This is a genomic window from Streptomyces sp. NPDC086077 (genome assembly GCF_040686175.1).
Taxonomy (GTDB): Bacteria; Actinomycetota; Actinomycetes; order Streptomycetales; family Streptomycetaceae; genus Streptomyces.
This window is the reverse complement of record NZ_JBFBJT010000037.1, coordinates 23,421-42,768: the sequence shown is the minus strand read 5'-3', so window position 1 is coordinate 42,768 and position 19,348 is coordinate 23,421. Positions and strand designations below refer to the sequence as shown.

At 70.4% G+C, this 19,348-nt stretch carries 15 protein-coding genes and 1 pseudogene; 8 read left to right on the top strand and 8 right to left on the bottom strand.

The features are described 5' to 3' along the window. Entirely contained in the window at positions 1-1,284 is a 1,284-nt protein-coding gene (locus tag AB0O67_RS13775) for an APC family permease (RefSeq protein ID WP_365449505.1), read from the bottom strand. A 185-nt stretch (positions 1,285-1,469) separates the two neighbouring features. Continuing rightward, on the bottom strand, positions 1,470-2,210 hold the full coding sequence (locus AB0O67_RS13770; RefSeq protein WP_365449503.1) for a GntR family transcriptional regulator: 741 nt from the start codon (positions 2,208-2,210) through the stop codon (positions 1,470-1,472). Positions 2,211-2,457: 247 nt separating this feature from the next. Between AB0O67_RS13770 and AB0O67_RS13765 the strand changes: the two genes are divergently transcribed. From AB0O67_RS13765 to AB0O67_RS13745, 5 genes are all read left to right on the top strand, one after another. Then, on the top strand, positions 2,458-3,615 hold the full coding sequence (locus AB0O67_RS13765; protein ID WP_365449501.1) for an extracellular solute-binding protein: 1,158 nt from the start codon (positions 2,458-2,460) through the stop codon (positions 3,613-3,615). Next, the gene (locus tag AB0O67_RS13760; RefSeq protein WP_365449499.1) at positions 3,612-4,508 is read left to right on the top strand and encodes an ABC transporter permease subunit; all 897 of its coding nucleotides are present in this window, start codon (positions 3,612-3,614) and stop codon (positions 4,506-4,508) included. Before AB0O67_RS13765 ends, AB0O67_RS13760 begins: the two co-directional genes overlap by 4 nt. Further along, a complete protein-coding gene (locus tag AB0O67_RS13755; protein WP_365449497.1) occupies positions 4,496-5,308 on the top strand; it encodes an ABC transporter permease subunit in 813 nt (270 codons plus the stop codon). The genes AB0O67_RS13760 and AB0O67_RS13755 overlap by 13 nt, the downstream gene beginning before the upstream one ends. Before the next feature lie 3 nt (positions 5,309-5,311). Continuing rightward, positions 5,312-6,397 carry an ABC transporter ATP-binding protein gene (locus AB0O67_RS13750; protein WP_365449495.1) on the top strand — a complete coding sequence of 362 codons (1,086 nt, stop codon included), beginning with the start codon at positions 5,312-5,314 and terminating at the stop codon, positions 6,395-6,397. A gap of 123 nt (positions 6,398-6,520) precedes the next feature. Continuing rightward, a complete protein-coding gene (locus tag AB0O67_RS13745; RefSeq protein WP_365449523.1) occupies positions 6,521-8,140 on the top strand; it encodes an HAD-IA family hydrolase in 1,620 nt (539 codons plus the stop codon). 88 nt (positions 8,141-8,228) lie between these two features. On the opposite strand, the gene AB0O67_RS13740 is transcribed toward AB0O67_RS13745, so the two are convergent. Next, positions 8,229-8,444, bottom strand: coding sequence for a hypothetical protein (locus AB0O67_RS13740; RefSeq protein WP_365449493.1), 216 nt, complete (start codon positions 8,442-8,444; stop codon positions 8,229-8,231). Positions 8,445-8,542: 98 nt separating this feature from the next. On the opposite strand from AB0O67_RS13740, the pseudogene AB0O67_RS13735 reads away from it, so the two are divergent. Next, positions 8,543-8,899: pseudogene (locus AB0O67_RS13735) on the top strand (DUF2785 domain-containing protein); the annotation flags it as partial. 51 nt (positions 8,900-8,950) lie between these two features. Here AB0O67_RS13735 and AB0O67_RS13730 read toward each other — a convergent pair. Both AB0O67_RS13730 and AB0O67_RS13725 read right to left on the bottom strand, forming a co-directional pair. Further along, complete coding sequence (locus AB0O67_RS13730) at positions 8,951-9,487, bottom strand: DUF2269 domain-containing protein (protein ID WP_365449491.1); 537 nt, start codon at positions 9,485-9,487, stop codon at positions 8,951-8,953. Between the two features lie 188 nt (positions 9,488-9,675). After that, on the bottom strand, positions 9,676-11,832 hold the full coding sequence (locus AB0O67_RS13725) for a DUF1996 domain-containing protein (RefSeq protein WP_365449489.1): 2,157 nt from the start codon (positions 11,830-11,832) through the stop codon (positions 9,676-9,678). 126 nt (positions 11,833-11,958) lie between these two features. Between AB0O67_RS13725 and AB0O67_RS13720 the strand changes: the two genes are divergently transcribed. Continuing rightward, positions 11,959-12,627: a glyoxalase gene (locus tag AB0O67_RS13720; RefSeq protein ID WP_365449487.1), complete on the top strand. Its 669-nt coding sequence runs from the start codon at positions 11,959-11,961 to the stop codon at positions 12,625-12,627. Positions 12,628-12,684: 57 nt separating this feature from the next. On the opposite strand, the gene AB0O67_RS13715 is transcribed toward AB0O67_RS13720, so the two are convergent. Beyond that, positions 12,685-13,257: a TetR family transcriptional regulator C-terminal domain-containing protein gene (locus AB0O67_RS13715; protein ID WP_365449485.1), complete on the bottom strand. Its 573-nt coding sequence runs from the start codon at positions 13,255-13,257 to the stop codon at positions 12,685-12,687. Positions 13,258-13,493: 236 nt separating this feature from the next. Here AB0O67_RS13715 and AB0O67_RS13710 point away from each other — a divergent pair, with 236 nt between their 5' ends. Beyond that, the gene (locus AB0O67_RS13710) at positions 13,494-14,216 is read left to right on the top strand and encodes a hypothetical protein (RefSeq protein ID WP_365449483.1); all 723 of its coding nucleotides are present in this window, start codon (positions 13,494-13,496) and stop codon (positions 14,214-14,216) included. Positions 14,217-14,225: 9 nt separating this feature from the next. On the opposite strand, the gene AB0O67_RS13705 is transcribed toward AB0O67_RS13710, so the two are convergent. Together AB0O67_RS13705 and AB0O67_RS13700 are read right to left on the bottom strand one after the other, a co-directional pair. Then, on the bottom strand, positions 14,226-14,846 hold the full coding sequence (locus tag AB0O67_RS13705) for a TetR/AcrR family transcriptional regulator (protein WP_365449481.1): 621 nt from the start codon (positions 14,844-14,846) through the stop codon (positions 14,226-14,228). A 132-nt stretch (positions 14,847-14,978) separates the two neighbouring features. Further along, positions 14,979-19,274 (bottom strand): discoidin domain-containing protein, encoded by a 4,296-nt coding sequence (locus AB0O67_RS13700; RefSeq protein WP_365449479.1) that lies wholly within the window; start codon positions 19,272-19,274, stop codon positions 14,979-14,981. Positions 19,275-19,348 lie beyond the last annotated feature (74 nt).

Here is a 19,348-nt window from a genome sequence, read left to right as displayed (position 1 = left end):
TCACGCCTTGTCGCTCTCCCTCATCACCAGCTTGTTGAGCCCCCACAGCCCGACTCCGATGGCCAGCAGCACGCCCGCCCGGATGTACACGTCCGCGGGCCGGTCCGACAGGGGGCTGGCCAGGATCAGGGAGGTGACCGCGCCCACCACCGGCAGAGCCGTCGGTGTACGGAAGTGCTGGTGCTCCACGGTGTCGCGGCGCAGGACCAGAACGGCGATGTTGACGACGGCGAAGACACACAGCAGCAGGAAGGCCGTGGTGTCGCCGAGGCCCGCGATCTCCCCGGTGGAGACCAGTCCGATGGCGAGGAGCGACACGAAGGCGATGCCGACGACCGGAGTGCGGCGCCGTGGGAGCACACGGCCCAGGGCGCGCGGCAGGATGCGCTCGTTGGCCATGCCGTAGCACAGGCGGGAGGCCATCATGATGTTGATCAGCGCCGAGTTGGTGACCGCGAACAAGGCGATCAGCGCGAACAGTTTCGGCGGGAAGTTAAGGCCGCCGGCTTTGACGACCTCCAGCAGCGGGCCACTGGAGCCTTCCAGCACGCGGTAGTCGACGAGCAGCGAGGAGACCAGGGCGACCAGCACGTAGATGGTCCCGGTGACGGCGACGCCGAGGAAGATGGCTCGCGGAAAGGCGCGCACCGGATCCTTGGTCTCCTCGGCCATGTTGACGGAGTCCTCGAATCCCACGAAGGCGAAGAAGCCGAGGGCGGTCGCGCCCAGCACGCTGGTGAGCAGCGCGTACCCCGTGCCTTCCGCCTGGAACTCGCCGAGCCGGGAGGGCTCACCGTCACCGGTCAGCACCGCCCACGCACCGATCGCCAGGATGACGAGCAGGCCGGTCACTTCCACGAGGGTGAGGACCACATTGGTCTTCACCGACTCCGAGACGCCCCGCAGGGCCAGGGCCGCGAGGGCGAGGATGAAGAGGATCGCGATGAAGGTGGGCGGGAAGAAGTCGGTGAACTCGGCGAGGTAGTCACCGCTGAAGGCACGGGCCGCCGCGCTCGCCGAGGACAGGCCCGAGCACATGACCATGAAGGCGACGATGAAGGTCAGGAACGGCACCTTGAAGGCCTTCTGGGTGTACAGCGCGGCCCCGGCCGCCTTCGGATACTTCCCGACGAGTTCGACGTACGAGGCGGCCGTCAGGATCGCCACGAAGAAGCCGATGACGAACGGCAGCCACAGCGCCCCTCCGACCTTGCCGGCGACCTGACCGGTGGTGGCGTAGATACCGGTGCCGAGGATGTCACCGATCACGAACAGCAACAGCATTTTGGGCCCGATGGCCCGTCGTAGCGGAGTGCCGTCCCCTCCCTCCGGTGAGGCGACGGCGTCACTTACGGATGAGGACACGAGGACTCCCCCTGAGGTGTGGGTGCCGAACAACGTCTCCTCTGCCCGGCATCCCGGCAAGGCATGCGAAGTGGGCGCCGTCAGGGTGATCGGACCGCGGTCCTCTACTCCACGGTCTTCCGGGCCAGCGCGTTGTTGCCGATCGAGTTGTGCACGCTGAAGCTCACCGCGTCCGGGCGGTAGCGGTCGTCGGACCACTCCACCGGTCGGCCCTCGTGTGTCGTCGTCACGCGCCGCACCCGCAGCAGCGGGCTGGTGCGGCGGAGGCCGAGGAGGTCGGCGTCCTGTGCCCCGGCGGCGACGGCGTCGATGATGTGCTCGCCGTAGGCGAAGACCAGGCCCGTGTCCTCGAAGAGCCGCTGGGTGACGGACGCGCAGTCCGGCTCGATCGACCGCACCGCCGGTGAGATCCAGTCGGCGTACACCGTCCGCTCCAGCAGCACCGGCTCGCCGTCCAGTCCGCGCACACGCAGGACGTGCAACACGTCCGTACCCTCAGGGAGTTGGAGCCGTACCGCGTCCTCGGTGGTGGCCGGCCGGAACTCCTGCTCGACCACCCGCCCCGTCGCCTCGCGGCCCATCGCGCGCGCCCACTGGGCGAAGCTGCGCAACTCGGCGAAGCTCTGGCTGCGGCGGCTGGCGAGCACCACCCGGCGCGCGCCCTGGCGGGAGCCGATCAGGCCCTCGGCGGTGAGGCTCGCGACGGCCTGGCGGACGGTGCCGCGCGAGACGGCGTACTGCGCGGCGAGTTCCGTCTCGGAGGGCAGCCGGCCGCCGACCGCGTACTCCTCGCGGTCGATCGCGCATCGCAGCGCCTCGGCGATCTCCTCGTGTCGCGCCGTCATGCCGCCCCTCTGGGGTAGTTGGTGTGCACAGCTTAAGCAGCTTACGCAGCCTAATCGATGTTCTGCGTGCTCCATGTCCGCCGGGATTGTGCAGGCAACAAGGGGCTGTGGTTCGGTTGACGTTCACTTTCAGGTCATTCTCAGCGGGCGTACTGAGGCCGACTTGTTCAGACAAGTTTTCACCGCAGGTTGTCCTGCGGCACCTCACCCCGCAGCACCCACCCTTGTGCGCACCCCTGGAGAGACCGTGTCCGTGTCCCTGCCGCGATCAGCCGTTCTCGGCGGCTCCCTCACCGTCGTCGCCGTGCTCGCCCTGAGCGCCTGTGGCGCCGCCCCCGACAACGCGTCCACCACCGCGGACGGCAAGTCCGCCGCAACCGCCACCTCCGCCGCCGACTTCGGCGGTATGGAAAAGCTGGTCGAAGCCGCGAAGAAGGAGGGCACGCTGCACGCCATCGCGCTGCCGCGCGACTGGGCCAACTACGGCGCCCTCATCGACGCCTTCCAGAAGAAGTACGGCATCAGGATCGAGGTCGAGAACCCCGACGGCTCCAGCCAGGACGAGATCAACGCCGTCACCTCCCGCAAGGGCCAGGACCGCGCGCCCGACGTCCTCGACCTCGGTTCCTCCTTCGCCATCAGCGCCGCCCAGCAGGGCCTGCTCGCCCCGTACAAGGTGGAGGCGTTCGACGACATCCCCGAGACGCAGAAGGACGCACAGGCCCGCTGGTACAACGACTACGGCGGCTACATCTCCATCGGCTGCGACGCCAAGCGCGTCAAGGAGTGCCCGGCCACCTTCAAGGACCTCCTCGAGCCGCAGTACAAGGGCCAGGTCGCGCTGAACGGCAACCCCACCAAGTCGGGTTCGGCCTTCGGCGGCGTCTACGCGGCGGCCCTGGCCAACGGCGGATCCTTCGACGACATCCAGCCCGGCCTGGACTTCTTCGCCGAGCTGAAGAAGAACGGCAACTACACCCCCGTCGAGTCCACCCCGGCCACGGTCGAGAAGGGCGAGACCCCGATCAGCATCGACTGGGACTACCTCAACGCCGGCTACGCCGAGGAGTTCCAGTCCAAGGGTGTCGACTGGCAGGTCACGGTCCCGGCCGACGGCCAGTTCTCCCAGTACTACTCGCAGGCCGTCAACAAGGACGCCCCGCACCCGGCCGCGGCCCGGCTGTGGCAGGAGTACCTGTACAGCACCGAGGGCCAGAACCTGTGGCTTCAGGGATACGCGCGGCCCGCGCTGATGCCCGCCATGGAGAAGGCCGGCACCCTCGACAAGACCGCCGCCGCCAAGCTGCCCGAGGTCTCCGGCACGCCTGCCTTCCCGACCGAGCAGCAGCAGAACGAGGCCAAGACCGTGCTCGCCGAGGGCTGGGCGAAGGCCGTCTCCGGATGACCGCCACGCTCACGCGCGCGGACGTGGCGCCCGTCGCTTCCCCGAAGCTGCGGCGCCACGCCCCCGGATGGCTCGCCGTCCTCCCGCTGCTCGTCTTCACCGCGATCGCGTTCGGACTGCCCGCCGTCGCCATGCTGAACGGCGCCTTCACCGTGAAGGACCAGGCGACCGGGGCGACGTCCTACACTGCCGGCAACCTGTGGACGTCCCTCCAGGGCGCCTACCTCACCGCCCTCCTCGGCAGCGTCAAGCTGTCGGCCGTCACCGCCGCCCTCGGTGCCGTACTGGGACTGCCGATCGCCCAGGCCGTGGTGACCTCACGGTTCCCCGCCCTGCGCGAGGCCGTGCTCACCGCGTCCGGGGTGCTCGCCAACTTCGGCGGTGTCCCGCTGGCCTTCGCCTTCGTCGCCACGCTCGGCAACGCCGGTGTGCTGACCCGGCACCTGGGACTGGGCGGCACCGGCTGGGACCTGTACAGCTTCTGGGGACTGGTCCTCGTCTACCTGTACTTCCTCATCCCGCTGATGGTGCTCACCATCACGCCGGCCCTGGACGGGCTGCGCACCCAGTGGCGTGAGGCCGCGCAGAACAACGGGGCCACGACGGTGCAGTACTGGCGGTACGTGGCCCTGCCCGTGCTGCTGCCCTCGCTGCTCGGCGGTCTGGTGCTGCTGTTCGGCAGCGCGTTCGCCGCGTACGCCACCGCGGCGGCCATGGTGGGCAGCTCCGTCCCCCTCGTCACCCTGCAGATCGCCGACGCCATCTCCGGCAACGTGCTGGTCGGCCAGGAGAACGTGGCCCTCGCCCTCAGCCTCGACATGGTCCTCGTCGCGGGCCTCGTCATGGCCGTGTACCTGCCCCTGCAACGCCGGAGTGCCCGATGGCTCGCCTGAACCTGTGGCGGTGGGGCGTGCTCGGGCTCGCCGCACTGTACTTCCTGGTGCCCATGGCCGCGTCCGTGGTCTTCACGGTGGACGTGCCGGGCCAGGGCATCACCTTCGACGCGTACACACGGATCTTCTCCACCGACGGTTTCGTCGCCGGCCTGCTGCTCTCGCTGGGTCTGGCCGCCGCCACCATCGCGATCGTCCTGCTGCTGATGGTGCCCGCCATGGTCGCGCTGCGGCTCGGCGCGCCCCGGCTGCGGCCGGTCGTCGAGGTGGTCTGCTCGCTCCCGCTGGTGGTGCCGCCGATCGCGTTCGTCGCGGGCATCGGGACCGTGCTGAAGTGGGGGCCCGAGCATCTGTCGCGTACGCCGCTGTTCCAGACGTTCGTCGCGATCCAGAACCCGGACTTCCCGTTCGTACTCGTCCTGGCGTACGTGGTGATGGCGCTGCCCTTCGTGTACCGGGCGCTGGACGCCGGGCTGCGCGCGGTCGACGTACCCACCCTCGTCGAGGCAGCGCGCTCCTGCGGGGCCGGCTGGCCACAGGCCCTGGTCCGGGCCGTCCTGCCGAATCTGCGCGGCGCGCTGCTCAACGCCTCGTTCCTCACCCTCGCCCTGGTGCTCGGCGAGTTCACGGTGGCGCAACTGCTGGGCTTCCAGCCCTTCGCGGTGTGGATCGTGAACGTCAGCGGATCCCAGGCCCAGCTCTCCGTCGCCGTGTCCGTGCTCAGTCTGCTCGTGACATGGATCCTGCTTCTCGCGCTCGCCGGTGCCGGCGGACGCACCCGTACCGCATCCCGGGGATGAACCATGACCGCCACCACTCTTGAGAAGGCCGCCGCCACGCAGGCGGCCACCGTCGAATTTCGCGACCTACGGCGCGAGTTCGGGCCGACCGTCGCCCTCGACGGGCTCGACCTGACCGTCCGGGCCGGTGAGTTCCTCGCCCTGCTCGGCCCGTCCGGCTGCGGCAAGACCACCGCGCTGCGCATGCTCGCCGGGTTCGAGCATCCGGACTCCGGCGCGGTGCTGGTCGACGGCCGCGACGTCACCCGGATCCCCGCCCATCGGCGGGACGCCGGGATGGTCTTCCAGTCCTACAGCCTCTTCCCCCACCTGAACGCGCTCGACAACGTGGCCTTCGGGCTGCGGATCGCCAAGGTCCGTACGGCCGAACGCCGCTCCCGCGCCGCCGAGTTGCTGGAGCTGATCGGGCTCGCCGACAAAGGCGAGCGCTTCCCGCACCAGCTGTCCGGCGGCCAGCAGCAGCGGATCGCGCTGGCCCGGGCGCTCGCGCTGCGCCCCCGGGTGCTGCTCCTGGACGAGCCGCTGTCCGCACTGGACGCCAAGGTGCGGCTGTCGCTGCGCGAGGAGATCCGGCGGCTCCAGCAGGAGCTCGGCATCACCACCCTGTTCGTCACCCACGACCAGGAGGAGGCGCTCTCCGTCGCCGACAGGGTCGCCGTGATGCGGGCCGGCCGACTCGAACAGTGCGCCGAGCCGGCCGAGTTGTACGGCCGTCCCGCGACCGCCTTCGTCGCCGAGTTCGTCGGCACGATGAGCCGGATCCCGGGGGCGCTGAAGGGCACGGACGTCGAGGTGCTCGGGCAGCGGCTGCCGGTCGACGGTCCGGTGCCGGGCAGCGGCGCGACCGAGGTGGACGTGCTCGCGCGGCCCGAGGCCGTACGGGTGAGCGCCGACGACAACGGGACGGCCCGCGTCGTCGCCACCGCGTTCCTCGGCGCCGTCGTCCGCATGACCGTACGGCTCGCCGACGGCACCGAGGTGAAGGCAGACCTGCCCGCGCACGACGCGGCCGGGCTCGGCACCGGCGCTCCTGTCGGCGTGGCGCTGCCGGAACGCGCCGTACTGGTCGCCGATCGCAAGGACAGTTGACACCTCCACCGTCCGACGACCACCGGCACACGACCACCGGCGAGCAACCACCGGCGGTCGACCACCAACCGAAAGAGAATCCACACGTGACCCCCCCACCCCCGCCTCCCCCTCCAGGCCGTCCTGTTCGACATGGACGGCACGCTCGTCGACACCGAGCGACTGTGGTGGGAGGCGGTGGAACACGTCGCCGGGCGGCAGCTCACCGAAGCCGACCGGCCCGAGGTGCTGGGCCGGACGGTCGAGCACACGGCCGCATGGCTCGCCGACGCCACCGCCCGCCCCGTCGCCGACCTGTCCTCCACTTTGCACCGGGAGTTCGCCGACCGCGTCCGGACCGGCATCGTGCCCCGGCCGGGCGCGCTCGACCTGCTGGACGCGCTGGCGCGGGACGGCGTACCCACCGCACTGGTCACCGCGTCACCCCGGGCCGTCGCCTGGACCGTCCTGGACGCACTGGGCGCCGAGCGGTTCGCGGTGGCCGTCACCGCGGACGACACCGCTGTCAGCAAACCCGCCCCCGACCCCTACCTGGCCGCCTGCCACGCCCTCGGCGCCGAACCCGCCGCCTGTGTCGCCGTCGAGGACACCCAGACCGGAGTCACCTCCGCCGAGGCGGCCGGGTGCGCGGTGCTGGCCGTCCCGTCGCTGGCCCCGATCGCGGCGGCCCCGGGGCGGACCGTGCGGGACAGTCTCGTCGGGGTGACCACCGAGGAGTTGGAGGCGATGGTGCTGCGGGGGCGGCTCGGGGTGGCGGGTCTCCCCGGCAAGGCGGCGGTCGAGGGCGCGCCTGAGAAGAAGGCCGGGTCCGAACCCGCGGAGGCTGCCGGACCCGTGCCCAGGCGCGCTGCCGCGGCCGGCACGGGTGTCGTACCCGAAGCGGGAGCGACACCACTGCACGAGCCGAACGCGGCACCGTCCCGACTGCGACTGCGCGTCATGAGCTGGAATCTCTGGCTCGGTGGCGCCAAGGTCGACGACCACCACGCCAAGCAGATCAAGGCCGTCCTCGACACCGGCGCCGACGTCGTCGGGCTCCAGGAGACCGCCGGCACCGCCACCCGGGACCTGGCCGAGGCCCTCGGCTGGCATCACCACACCGCAGGCGCGAACCTCGGCATCATCAGCCGCCATCCCGTCACCGCCCAGCACGGCGACCCGGACGTCGGCTTCTACGGAGCGGCGGGCGCGCGGATCCAGGTCGGTCCCGGCCGCGAGGTCGACGTATGGACGGCCCACCTGAATCACGCGCCGTACGGGCCCTACGAGTCGGCCTTCGACGGGCTCGGCGCCGACGAGCTGATCGCCCACGAGGAGGTCCGGCTGGCCCAGATGCGCGAGGCGCTGCGGTGGATCGCGCAGACGAGCGACGACGGCGTGCCCGTGGTGCTGGTCGGCTACTTCAACTGCCCGTCGCACCTCGACCGTCCCGACGTGGCGTGGCCGGTGACGCGTGCGGCCGAGGAGGCGGGTCTGCTCGACTCCTACCGCGAGGCGCACCCCGATCCCGTCGCCGCGCCCGGTCACACCTGGTCGCCGATCCATGCCGTGCACGAGGACTGCGGCGGCCGGCCCGAACCGCAGGACCGGATCGACTACGTCCTCCACCGCGGCCTGCGGGTCCTCGGCTCGCGGACATTCGTGACCGGCACGCCGCGTGCCTGGCCCGACGTGGCCGGGAACGACTGGCCCTCGGATCACGCGGCGGTCGTCACGACCTTCGGGCTGCCCGGCGCGGGGTGAGTGGCGGGGGCCTGCCGAGTACGGGGCTGGACTGCCCGTCGCCGACGTCTTCCGGCGGTCCGCCGGGAGATCCGTCGTACGAAACGTCCTACTCGGTCTCGCGCTGCATGACACGGCGGGCGGCCTCCGCTTCCGCCGCCGCGGGGGACAACTCGTCGAGCGTGTCGAGCTCGTCGTCCGCTTCGAGCTCCCGTTCCCAGGCGGCCGCGAGACGTTGCTGTTCCGCGTCGGGCTGGGCGCCGACGGCCTCCCGGTGCTCCGGGTCCAGAGCCGCCAGGAATCGTCCGACCGAATCTGCCGGCATGCCGTGCTCCTTGTCGCTGGGAAGGGTGCGCCATTCCTGGCCCAGCATGGCCAACCGGGGTCCGCGCCCGACGCCCGACACGGCCTGCGACCACCCTGATGGCCGTCACGCAGGTCGGGACGACTCCCCCGCCCAGGCGTGCGACAGCGCTTCCCGCACGCGCGGCTCCGGTGTGCGCTCCGAGCCGTGGTCACGACCCCACGCCTGGACGGCCCCTGGGTCCGCGGTTCCCGCGCCGAAGCGTGCGAGCAAGTTCTGTGACAGTGCCGTTGGGGGACCTCGTGGCCGCGCATTTCACTGTCCCCGGCATTCAGGCCCGCTCCTTCGCGCCTCTCGTCCTCGCCCTCGTCGTCGACGGCGGTGAGTGGGAACCGGAGCGGTGGAAGGCGTTCGCCGGATGGCTCCCCGCCGAAACGGACCTGCGAGGGTACGACCCGGAACCCGGATGGTTGCACGCTGTCGCACACGGGGCCGACTTGCTGGCCGCCCTCTCCCGCCATCGCTGGTCAGACCGTCTCGACGACCCGCCCGGCGGGCTCCGGCCTGCGCCCGGCAGCCCGGAGCCTGCGGCCCCGGCGGGTGGGTCCCCAGGGCTTGAGGATCGAGATGACCGTCATGAACAGGTAGGCGGACAGCGACACGACGGGTCCCATGAGGATGTCCCCGGTGTCCGGCAGTCCTTCTCCGGCCGCCACGGCGGCGACCGCCGCGTTCACCCCGGGGCGCAGGGCGAAGGCCGTGGCGGTGGTCGTGGCCAGGGTCAGCCAGAACTTCGTGTACACCCAGCGATGCCTGGCCAGTCCCCACTGTGTGCCCAGGGACAGCAGCAGACCGCTGCCGAGGGTGAGAAACGCGAGGGGCAGCAGCAGCCAGTCGGCGAAGAGCTTCATCGCGCGGACCGACGCCTCCACCGTCACCGCGGAGCCGGTGGTGGCCGCGGTGAGGCCGAGGGCAAGCAGCCCGAGCGTCAGCCCGAGCCAGCCCGCGGAGGCGATGACATGCATGACAAGGGTGACCCGGCGTGCGGGGCGGCTGAGTTTCACGCACACCACCGTGCCGCGCACCGGGTGCGCGAGGCGTCTGACAGCGGGAGTAAGCGGGCGTACTTGCCTCGGCGTACACAACGGGGCCCGAGGCACTCCCTCCGGGGATCCACCAGCCACACAAGCAGCGCAGTGAAGAGCCCGGGTCCAGACGGACCCGGGCTCTCGTCGAAGGTGGCCTGGCGACGCTACATCTGGCGGCGTCGGGTCCGCACCAGGAGAAGTCCCCCTGCGATCAGCAGTGCGGAGCCGGCCGCGGCGGGCCACAGGCGCGTGCCGGTCTCGGCCAGTCCGCCCTGGCTCCCCTGCGGAGCCGCGACCTGCTGTCCGGCCGACGTCCCGGCGCCGAAATCGTCGGCCCCGGCCCCGGCAGCAGGCGCCCGGGACGTGGCGGCCGGCAGCGGAGCGTTCGGCGTGCCCGCCGCCTTGGGCTCCACGGGACGCGGCGTGTTCGTCGCCGGGGCGCCCTTCGACGGCGCTGCCTCGTCGTCGGGTGCGTCGCCGGGCTCAGTACCGCCCTCGGAACCCTTGCCGGGCTCGTCGACGCCACCGCCGTCACCGGGCTGACCGGGCTGACCGGGCTGGTCCGCACCACCGTCACCGGGCTGACCAGGCTGCTCGGCTCCACCGTCACCGGGCTCGCCGGGCTGCTCCGCGCCGCCGTCACCCGGCTCACCAGGCTGCTCCGTGCCGCCGTCGCCGCCGTCCTGCGGATCCTCGGGGGAAGCCGTCGGCTCCTCCTCGCCTCCGCCGTCGCCGTCCCCGGCGCCGGCACCGCACTGACGCCCGTCGTTGATGCAGTCGACCATCTCCCCCATCAGGTCCTCGTCGAAGACGTTGACGAAGTCGCCGTGGTCGGTGACGGGCTTGTGGAGCTGCTCCGGGAAGGAGTCCACCGCGAACAGCGGCGTCGTGCTGCCGCCGTCGTCCAGGCTCGGCGCGTCGACGTCGTAGACGATCCGCTGCACCAGCTGCGGGATCGCGCGGAAGCCGGAGGGGCAGTTGCCGGAGGCGTCGGCGAAGGCCACGTGCGTGCGGTGGTTGGCGCTGTCGATGTTGGTACCGTCCCAGCAGCTCTGGAAGCGGAAGGTGCGCACCACGTCGCTGCCGGACGGGCAGAGCGGGTACTTGTCCTTCAGCTGCCGGTCCTCGAAGCCGGTGCAGCTCCAGGAGGCGTTCGCGTTGCCGGGGCCGTTGACGAACGCCTTGGCGTCGCCGGTGATGATGCGCAGCAGCCGCGGCATCGCGGTGACCTCGCCGAGCGGGCTGCCGCCGAACGTCAGCGTGACCTCCTTCGGCGTCACGATCTCGCCGGCGTTTCCTTCCACGCCACCGCCGGGCGACTGGGCGTCCTGCTCCTGCGTGCCGTTCTGCAGACGCAGCACGGGCCAGTAGTACGACGACTTGTCGCCCTGGGCGGCGCAGCTGGTGTCGGCGGCGGCGAGGTCCTCGTCGCTCGCGAACGCGTCGTTGGACTGGTTGCCGATGTAGTCGTGGAAGTGGTGCGCCCCGTTGGTGACACCGGGGGCCACGATCACGTTGTCCGAGTTGAACAGGCCCTCGGCGTTGACACCGCAGCTGGTCGTGAAGGTGCCTCGCGACGCGGCCTCCGTCTGGGGCGGAGCGGCCACGTCGGGCTGGACGTCGGCGATGTCCGCGAAGTCCGCGGCGACGGGACCGTTGCCGCCCTGGCCGCCGATGCCGCCCTGTCCTTCGCCGCCCTGATCCCCGTCGTCGGCCTGACCACCCTCGTCGGCCTGCCCGTCGTCTCCGGCCTGGCCGTCTCCCGCGCCTTCGGAGCCGTCACCGGCCTGTCCTTCACCGGCGCCCTCCTGCGCGCCCTCGGCCTCCAGCAGCGTGCACGCCGCCAGGGCCTCGAGCCCTTCCGGCCGCTCACCCGCGTTGTCCAGGGCGACGGCGATGCGCTCGATCGTGGCGCCGCGCTGCTCCGTCAGCGGCTTCACGACCGCTTCCTGGGCGGACTCGACCGGCTGCTGCTGCAGTTGCTGGTAGGCGTCGGCGATCTGCTGGTCGAGCAGGGCGAGTTCCTTGTCGACCTCCGCCCGCGCGGCATCCGGCACCGCGGTCAGCTGTTCACCCACGTCGGGGCAGTCGATCGTGGCGGCGTCCCACGCGCTCGTGGTGTCACCGACGTTGTCGCCTGCGCCGCTGTCGGTGGCGGAGGCGTACACGTTCACACCGACCAGTCCTCCGCCGCCTAGCATCAGCGCGACGGCTGCGAATGTCGCGCGTCGCGCGCCGGTTGGGCGTCTGCGCGTGTTGCGTCCCACGGTTGTACTCCTACGCGTTGGTCGACCCGGGCATGAGTTCCCCCCGGGTGCCATACGGGGAACGGCGCCGGTGTGTTCAATCGGCTCACGAATCAGCAGGAGTCTCTTGAGGCGTTACCTGACAAGACCGGTCAGGAATCGAGAAGCCCGGGCCGCCGGGCAGCCCCTAGCGTGATGGCCATGGCAATCACCGCATCCACCACGTCCCTCGCGTCCGTCACCCTTGAGGTGGCCGACCCCGAGGCCGCCCGTCGTTTCTACGCTGCTTTCGGAGTGGACACGCACATACGCCTGCGGTCGTCCGAGTCGCACTCCACCGGTTTCCGTGGCTTCACCATGGCGCTCACGGTGTCCCGGCCGGCCACCGTCGACCACTTCCTCGGCGCCGCGGTGGACGCCGGCGCCACGGTGCTGAAGCCCGCCGCGAGATCGCTGTGGGGCTACGGCGGTGTCGTCCAGGCACCGGACGGGACGATCTGGAAGGCCGCCACCCCGGCGAAGAAGGACGCGGGACCGGCCACCCAGGAGATCGACGAGATCGTCCTCCTGCTCGGCGTCGAGGACGTGAAGACCAGCAAGCGGTTCTACGTCGGCCAGGGCCTGACCGTGGCCAGGAGCTTCGGCGGCAAGTACGCCGAGTTCGCCGCCGGCGAGGCCGGCCCCGTCAAGCTGGCGCTGTACAAGCGCCGCGGCCTGGCGAAGGATCTCGGCCTCCCCGCCGACGGCACCGGCTCGCACCGCATCGTCCTCGGCGGCACCGCCGGTTCCTTCACCGACCCGGACGGTTTCGTCTGGGAGACCGCCACACCGCGCACCACCGGCCGGTCCACGGTGACCGCGTCGACCTGACTCCCGGCCTCGGCCCCGGACCTCCGGCCCCGTCCGGCGCACGCCGTCGCGCGGTGTTCAGCGCAGCAGCACACCGAAGACGACGGTGAAGAAGCTTTCGAAGGCTCGTGCCGAGCGGTCGGCCCTGGCGGAGATCAGGGCGCCTTCCCAGGCGTTCAGCACGAAGCGCGCAAGGGTGGCCGCCTCCAGGGTCTTCGCCACGTCGCCCGCCTCCTGGGCGTCTGCCACGGCGAAGGTGAGCGCGTCGGTCCATGCCTGGAGGCCGCTGCTGGTCGTGGCGCGCAGCGCGTCGCTGTGATCAGCCACCTCGACGGCGAGGTCACCCACGAGGCAGCCCCTGGTGAACTCCGCCTGGACGTTTTCGTCGCGCAGGAACTCGAAGTGCTCCCGAAGCCGGGTCAGGGGTGCGACCGAGGTGTCGCGGAGGTCGTCCAGCCGCCGGGTCGCGCCGTAGCGTTCCAGGGCCACGACGGCCAGGGCTTCCTTGCTGTCGAAGTGGTTGTAGAACGACCCCTTCGGCGCGCCGGCGGCGTCGGTGATGTCCTTCACGCCCGTCGCCGCGTAGCCACGGGCGTGGAACTCCTGGACCGCCGCGGCGATGAGGTTCTCACGCAGACTTGCTCTGGGCACCGCTGGCTCCCTCCGCGGACAAGGCGGGGATCACCTTGTCGATCGATCACCCCCCTAAGACGATCGGTCACTTTAGATGATAGCAAAGCAAGCACCTAAGTGAGCTGGATCTCGACGTCCAGGAATGTCAGCCTTGCAGAGTTTAAGACGACCGGTCATTATCAGCGAGGCGACGGAAACCTCTCCTGCGCCCACCTTCCGCAGCACTGCAACGCCTCGAACAGAAGGACCCTGTCATGAGTGATCTCGCGGCCCACGTCATCGACGCGCACGGCGGCCTGGACCGCTACCGCCGGTACGAGTCGGCCACGGTCGACTTCCGCTCGGGGGGAGCACTGTGGGCCCTGAAGGGCTGGGAGGGGGTCTTCGACCGTGCCACGGTCCGGGTCGATCTCCGTCGGCAGCACGCGAGCCACCACCCCTTCACCGCCCCCGACCTGCACACCTCCTTCACCGCCGAGCGCGTGGCCGTGGTGAACGACGCGGGCGAGGTGCGGGCCGAGCGGTCGGCGCCCCGGGCGGCGTTCGAAGGTCACACCCTCGACACCCCGTGGGACGAACTGCACGTCGCCTACTTCGCCGGCTACGCGATGTGGACCTACCTGACGTCCCCGTTCAGCTTCGCCTCCCCCGGCTTCCGCACCGAGGAACTGGCCCCCATCACCACGGAGGAGGGCGAGAGGTGGAGCCGGCTCAAGGTCACCTTCCCGGACGACATCGCCACGCACAGCCGGGAGCAGCTCTTCCACTTCGGTGAGGACGGCCTGCTCCGCAGGCACGACTACACCGCGGAGGTACTCAACGCCGGGCCGGCAGCACACTTCACCTTCGACCACGTGAGCTTCGGCGGCATCATGGTGCCCACCCGACGACGGGTCCACCCGCTGAACGCGGACGGGACGGTGTCGCGCGACATCGAACTCGTCACCATCGACATCCAGGACGTCACCTTCGCGTGAGCCGCGACGTCAGACGGCCGCCGCGGTCTCCTCGGCGGCACGCGCCCCCAGGAGGGCCACGGCGTTCTTCCAGAGCGCGTCGAGCGGGGCGGTGTTGTTGTACAACTTCGCGAAGAGCACCTGCCCTTCGAGCTGCGCGACGACGGAACGAGCGGCGTCGCGGGTGTCGGTGACCCTCACGTCCCCGCACTCCGACGCCGCGCGGATCACCTCTTCGATCATGTCGACCTGGGCGTCGAAGATCTGCTGCAGACGATCACGAATCGCCTCGGTCTGGTTGCTCATCTCCAGCGTCAGGTTGCCGAACATGCACCCGGAGACGGTGCCGCACGACGCCTGACCGGCGTTCTGAGCCGCCGCGGTCTCCTCGAACAGCTGCCGGAGCCGCCCCAGAGGCTCCTGGTCGCCGCCCAGTACGCGTTCCCAGTCGCGCCGCTGCGCAGCCCAGTGCTCGTCGATCACGGCCAGCGCCAGGGCCTCTTTGGACTCGAAGAAGTAGTAGAAACTGCCCTTCGGCACACCGGCCGCCTTGCAGATCTCCGCCACGCCCAGCGCCGAGTAGCCGCGCAGTTCGATCAGAGACTGGGCAGCGGTAAGGATCTTGTCCCGGGCATCACTCGTTCGTCCCATGCCGCAATTATACGACCATTCGTCTACGAGTAGCTTGATCGGTCCACCACTGGGCAGGCCGACTCACGGGACCAGCGCCCGTCGCCGGGCGCGGCGGGCGCTGGTCGTGGTCGTCAGGGGGCGAACCCCAGGTCAGCAGGGGTTGATGTTGAGTTTGAAGGTCGTCGTGGTGTTGCGGATGTTCTCGGCGTTGTTGGTCATCCGCAGACAGTTGATCGTCGCCTCACCGACCGCCGGGCCCTGTCCGGGCTCGGGCATCTCGTTGACCCAGATACCCATGCCCGACTTGGCGTCCCAGGCGTCCCCGCTCTTGCGGGCGCCGGAGATGGAGATGTCGTTGAAGACGGTGTCCTTCACCGGGTTCTCCGGCCGGCCACCGCCGTCGTACTTCGTCTGGAACATGATCCCGCTGTAGGTGGGATCGACGATGTCGACATGGTTGACGCGGATGCCCTGGAAGACCTTGGAGGCGGAGAAGAGCCACATGCCGCCGAAGGTCTGGTTGCCCCAGAAGTGGCCGCCGGCCCGGACGATCGAGATGTTCTCGAAGGTCGTCGGCTCGGTCCCGAAGCCGTTCATCGGGTAGCCGAAGTCCAGCGAGGAGATCGTGATGCCGGAGTAGACCAGGGTGTCGGCGATGTGGATGTTGCGGAAGGTGTTGTCGTAGCCGCCGTAGACGGCCACGCCCGCCGCCCGCCAGGTCAGGGTGGAGCTCAGGTTCTCGTAGACGTTGTTCTTCATGTCCGCGCCGCCCGCGTCGATGGCGGAGAACAGCGCGAAACTGTCGTCACCGGTCGCCCGTGCGTCGTTGTTGGTCACGAGGTTGTCCGTCGACCCGTTGGTCATGTTGATGCCGTCGGCGAACATGTTGCGGATGCGGGAGTTCTTGATGGTGATCCGGTCGGTGTTGGCGCCCCAGTAGAGGCAGACCATGTGCTCGTTCCAGATGTCGTCGACGACGATGTCCGACACGTTGGCGAAGTCGAAGACCTTGCCCGGGCCGTCGATGCGTGAGGTGTAGTTGCCGAAGTAGGCGAAGCCCTTGAAGAGCGAACCCTTGGCCGCCGCCTCGGCGCGGAAGCCGACGTCGGTGTTGTCCTGGGTGGAGGGCGCGTGGAAACGCGTGTACCAGGGGCCCGCGCCGACGACCTGCACCGCCTTGCCGTACACCTGGAACTTGCTCGACGTCTGGTAGTCGCCGGGCGGCAGGTAGACGCCGACGAGCTTGCCGGTGGTGTCCATGCGGACCCTGTCGAGCGCGTTCTGCACGTCCTGGTGCGTGAAGCCGGCGGGCACCGTGTAGGTGGCCGGGTCCGGGTTGGCGACCGGCGCGACCCGCTCCAGGCTGACGAAGTCGATCGCGTAGTGGCCGGCGGTGTTGGCGGCGTCCTTCTGCAGCCGGATCCTGCTGCCCGCCGGGATGGTCTCGGCGAACATCATGTGCGCCTCGTCGTAGATGTGCCGGGGCGCGCCCGACCCGGGCGAGTTGCCGGGCGAGGCCTCCGCGCCGTACAGCCAGGAGTACTTCGAGGTCAGCGGCAGTGCCTTCTTGAACACGCCGTCGACGTACACGTTGAGGGTGGAGTCGATGCCGCCGCCTCCGGGGGCGTCCGGGATCGAGAACCGGGTGACCAGGGTGTTGGTGGCGGCGCGGGTGGTGAACTCGACGTACTCGCCGGTCGCGTCCAGGTTCACCGCCTTGCGCCCGGACGCCTCGCCCGCGATGTCGCCGACGGTGCGGTTGGGTCCGACGACGGTGGCGCCGCCGCCGGCCGTGCCGTCCTCCGCCTCGTGGTTGGTGTACGGCATGTTCGCCCCGCGGCCGACGAACAGCGGCTGCGTGGAGGTGTTGTTGGCGCGCTTGACCGGCAGTTCGTTGGCGTCGTCGGCCAGGACGGTCCGCACCGTGTACGAGCCGTTGGCCGCCGCCCACGGACCGAGGTTCACCTCGGCCGAGGCTCCCGCCGCGAGGGTGCCGGTGTGGGCGCCGGTCAGGGTCTTGACCGTCTGGCCCTGGCCGTCGAGGAGGCTGAGCGTCACGCCGTGACTGCCCGACGCGCTCGGCTCGTTGCCCTGGTTCTTCACCGTCACCTTGAAGTTGACGGTGTCACCGGCCGCCGGGCTGGACGGGGTGGTCGTCACCGAGGAGGCGACGAGATCCGCGCTGGCGACGGGCCTGACCACCAGAGGAGTGGACCGGGTGTAGGTGTTGTTGGTCTCGTTCTGCTCGATGACCGCGTTCGCCTCGTCGGCGACCGCGCTCAGCTCGTACGATCCGGCGTCGCGCGCCCCGACGGAGGCGCTGACCGTGGTCTGTGCGCCGGCCGCCAGGGCGCCGACCTGCGCGGTGGCGACCTGGGTGCCGCCGAGGCGCAGCGCGACCCGGCTCGCCGCGGCCGCGGCCGGGCCGTCGTTGCGGACGGTGGCCGACACGGTGATCTCGTCCGACTCGACGGGTGCGGCGGGCGAGGTGGTCAGGTTCGTGACCGCGAGGTCCGGGTTGGGCGCGGGGACGCCGATGACCTGGAACTCGGCGAGCTGACCGGCCGGGGCGCCGGAGTTGGCGGTGAACCTCAGCTGGACGTCGGCGACCCGGCCGCCGACCGGGACGGTGACCGTGTTGCCGTTCGCCGGGTCGAAGGCGTAGCTCTTGGCCGCGACGAGGCTGGTGAAGCCGGTGGCGCTCTGCGCCCGGCCGAGGACCTCGACGGTCTGGGAGCGGGCGGACCATGCGGTGTCCGGGTTCAGCTTGAGCACGAGCCGGTCGAGGTCGGCATTGGCGCCCAGCTTGACGGTGAGGGTGTTCGGGTAGCTGCCGCCCGCGCCCTCCCAGTAGGTCGCCGTGTTGTTGTCGTTGGCGTTCGCCGCGACGAAGGTGTGCACCGTGGAGGAGGCCTCGATCGGCTTGCCCACGGCGAGGTTCGAGCCGTTTCCGCCGCTGCCGTTGCGGGTGACGGTGTTGCTGTTGCCGGACTGGTTGCCGGCGGCGTCCTTGGCGCGGACGTGGTAGGTGACGGTGCTCGTCGCCGGCTGGGTGTCGGTGAAGGTGGTGACGTTGCCGGTCACGCTGTCCCGCAGGACGTTGTTGGCGTAGATGTCGTAGCCCGTCACGCCGACGTTGTCGGTGGAGGCGCTCCAGGTGAGCCTGATCTGTCCGCTCGCGGGCTCGGTGAAGGCCAGGTTCGCGGGTGCGGTGGGCGCCTGGGTGTCGCCGGAGTCGCCGATGCGGGTGACGGTGTTGCTGTCGCCGGACTGGTTGCCGGCGGCGTCCTTGGCCCGGACGCGGTAGGAGACCGTCTGGTTCGCGGGGCGGCTGTCGGTGAACGTCGTGACGTTGCCGGCGACGGAGGTCAGCAGGGACCCGTTGGCGTAGATGTCGTAGCCCGTCACGCCGACGTTGTCGGTGGAGGCGCTCCAGGTGAGCCTGATCTGTCCGCTCGCGGGCTGGGTGAAGGCGAGGTTCGTTGGTGCGGTCGGTGCCTGGGTGTCGCCGCCGGCCGGGCCGTAGATCTCCAGCTCGGAGAGCTGGGCCGCCGGCTGGACGGAGTTGGCGGTCACCAGGACGCGCACGTGGCGTGTGGTGGCGGAGTCGAGAGTGATCGTGACGGTGTTGTCGTTCGCCGTGTTGAAGGTGTACGCCTGGGAGGCCGACAGGTCTGTGTAGGCCGTGCCGTTGGCGCTGCCCTGGATCTTCAGGGTCTGGCTGCGGGCGCCCCAGCCGGCCGGCAGTTTCAGCACGACGCGGTTCACGGCGACGGAGGCGCCCAGGTCGGCCTCGATCCACTGCGGAAGGGCGTTGTTGGCACTCTCCCAGTAGCTGGCCCGGTTGCCGTCGTTGGCGTTGGGGGCCGCGTACACCTCGGTGTGACTGCTCGCCTTCAGGGTCTTGCCGGCCGCGAGGTTCGCCGAGGACCCGTCGGCCGCGTGCACCTCCAGTTCGGAGAGCTGGGCGGCCTGCCAGCCGGTGTTGGCGCTGACGGCGATGCGCACGAAGCGGGTCTGGGTGGCCGGGAAGGAGACCGTCACCGAGTTCCCGGACCCGGGGCTGAAGGTGTAGGCGGCGGAGCTCTTCAGGGTGGTGAAGCTGGTGCCGTCGGCGCTGCCCTGCACGGACAGGGTCTGGGTACGGCTCTCCCAGCCCGCGGGCAGCTTCAGGACGACCTCGTCGACGCGCTCGCCGGTGCCGAGGTCGGCCTGCACCCACTGCGGCAGGGTCGTGCCGGCGCTCTCCCAGTACGAGCCCTGGTCGCCGTCCGTGATGTTCGCGGCGCCGTATCCGCCGTTCGCGCTGCTCGCCGACGCGCTGTCACCGAGCGCGATGTTGGGGCCGCCTTCCGCTGCGGCGGTCATCAGCGGACCACCGATCGCCAGCAGGCTCGTCGCGACCAGGGCGCTCAGGCACCGTGATCTCCAGGTGGGAGTACTCATCAGTCCTCGCATTTCGGGCTCGCACGCCGGGTGCGAGTCACGGCTCGGGGATGGTGTCCGGATCTGACACGCGG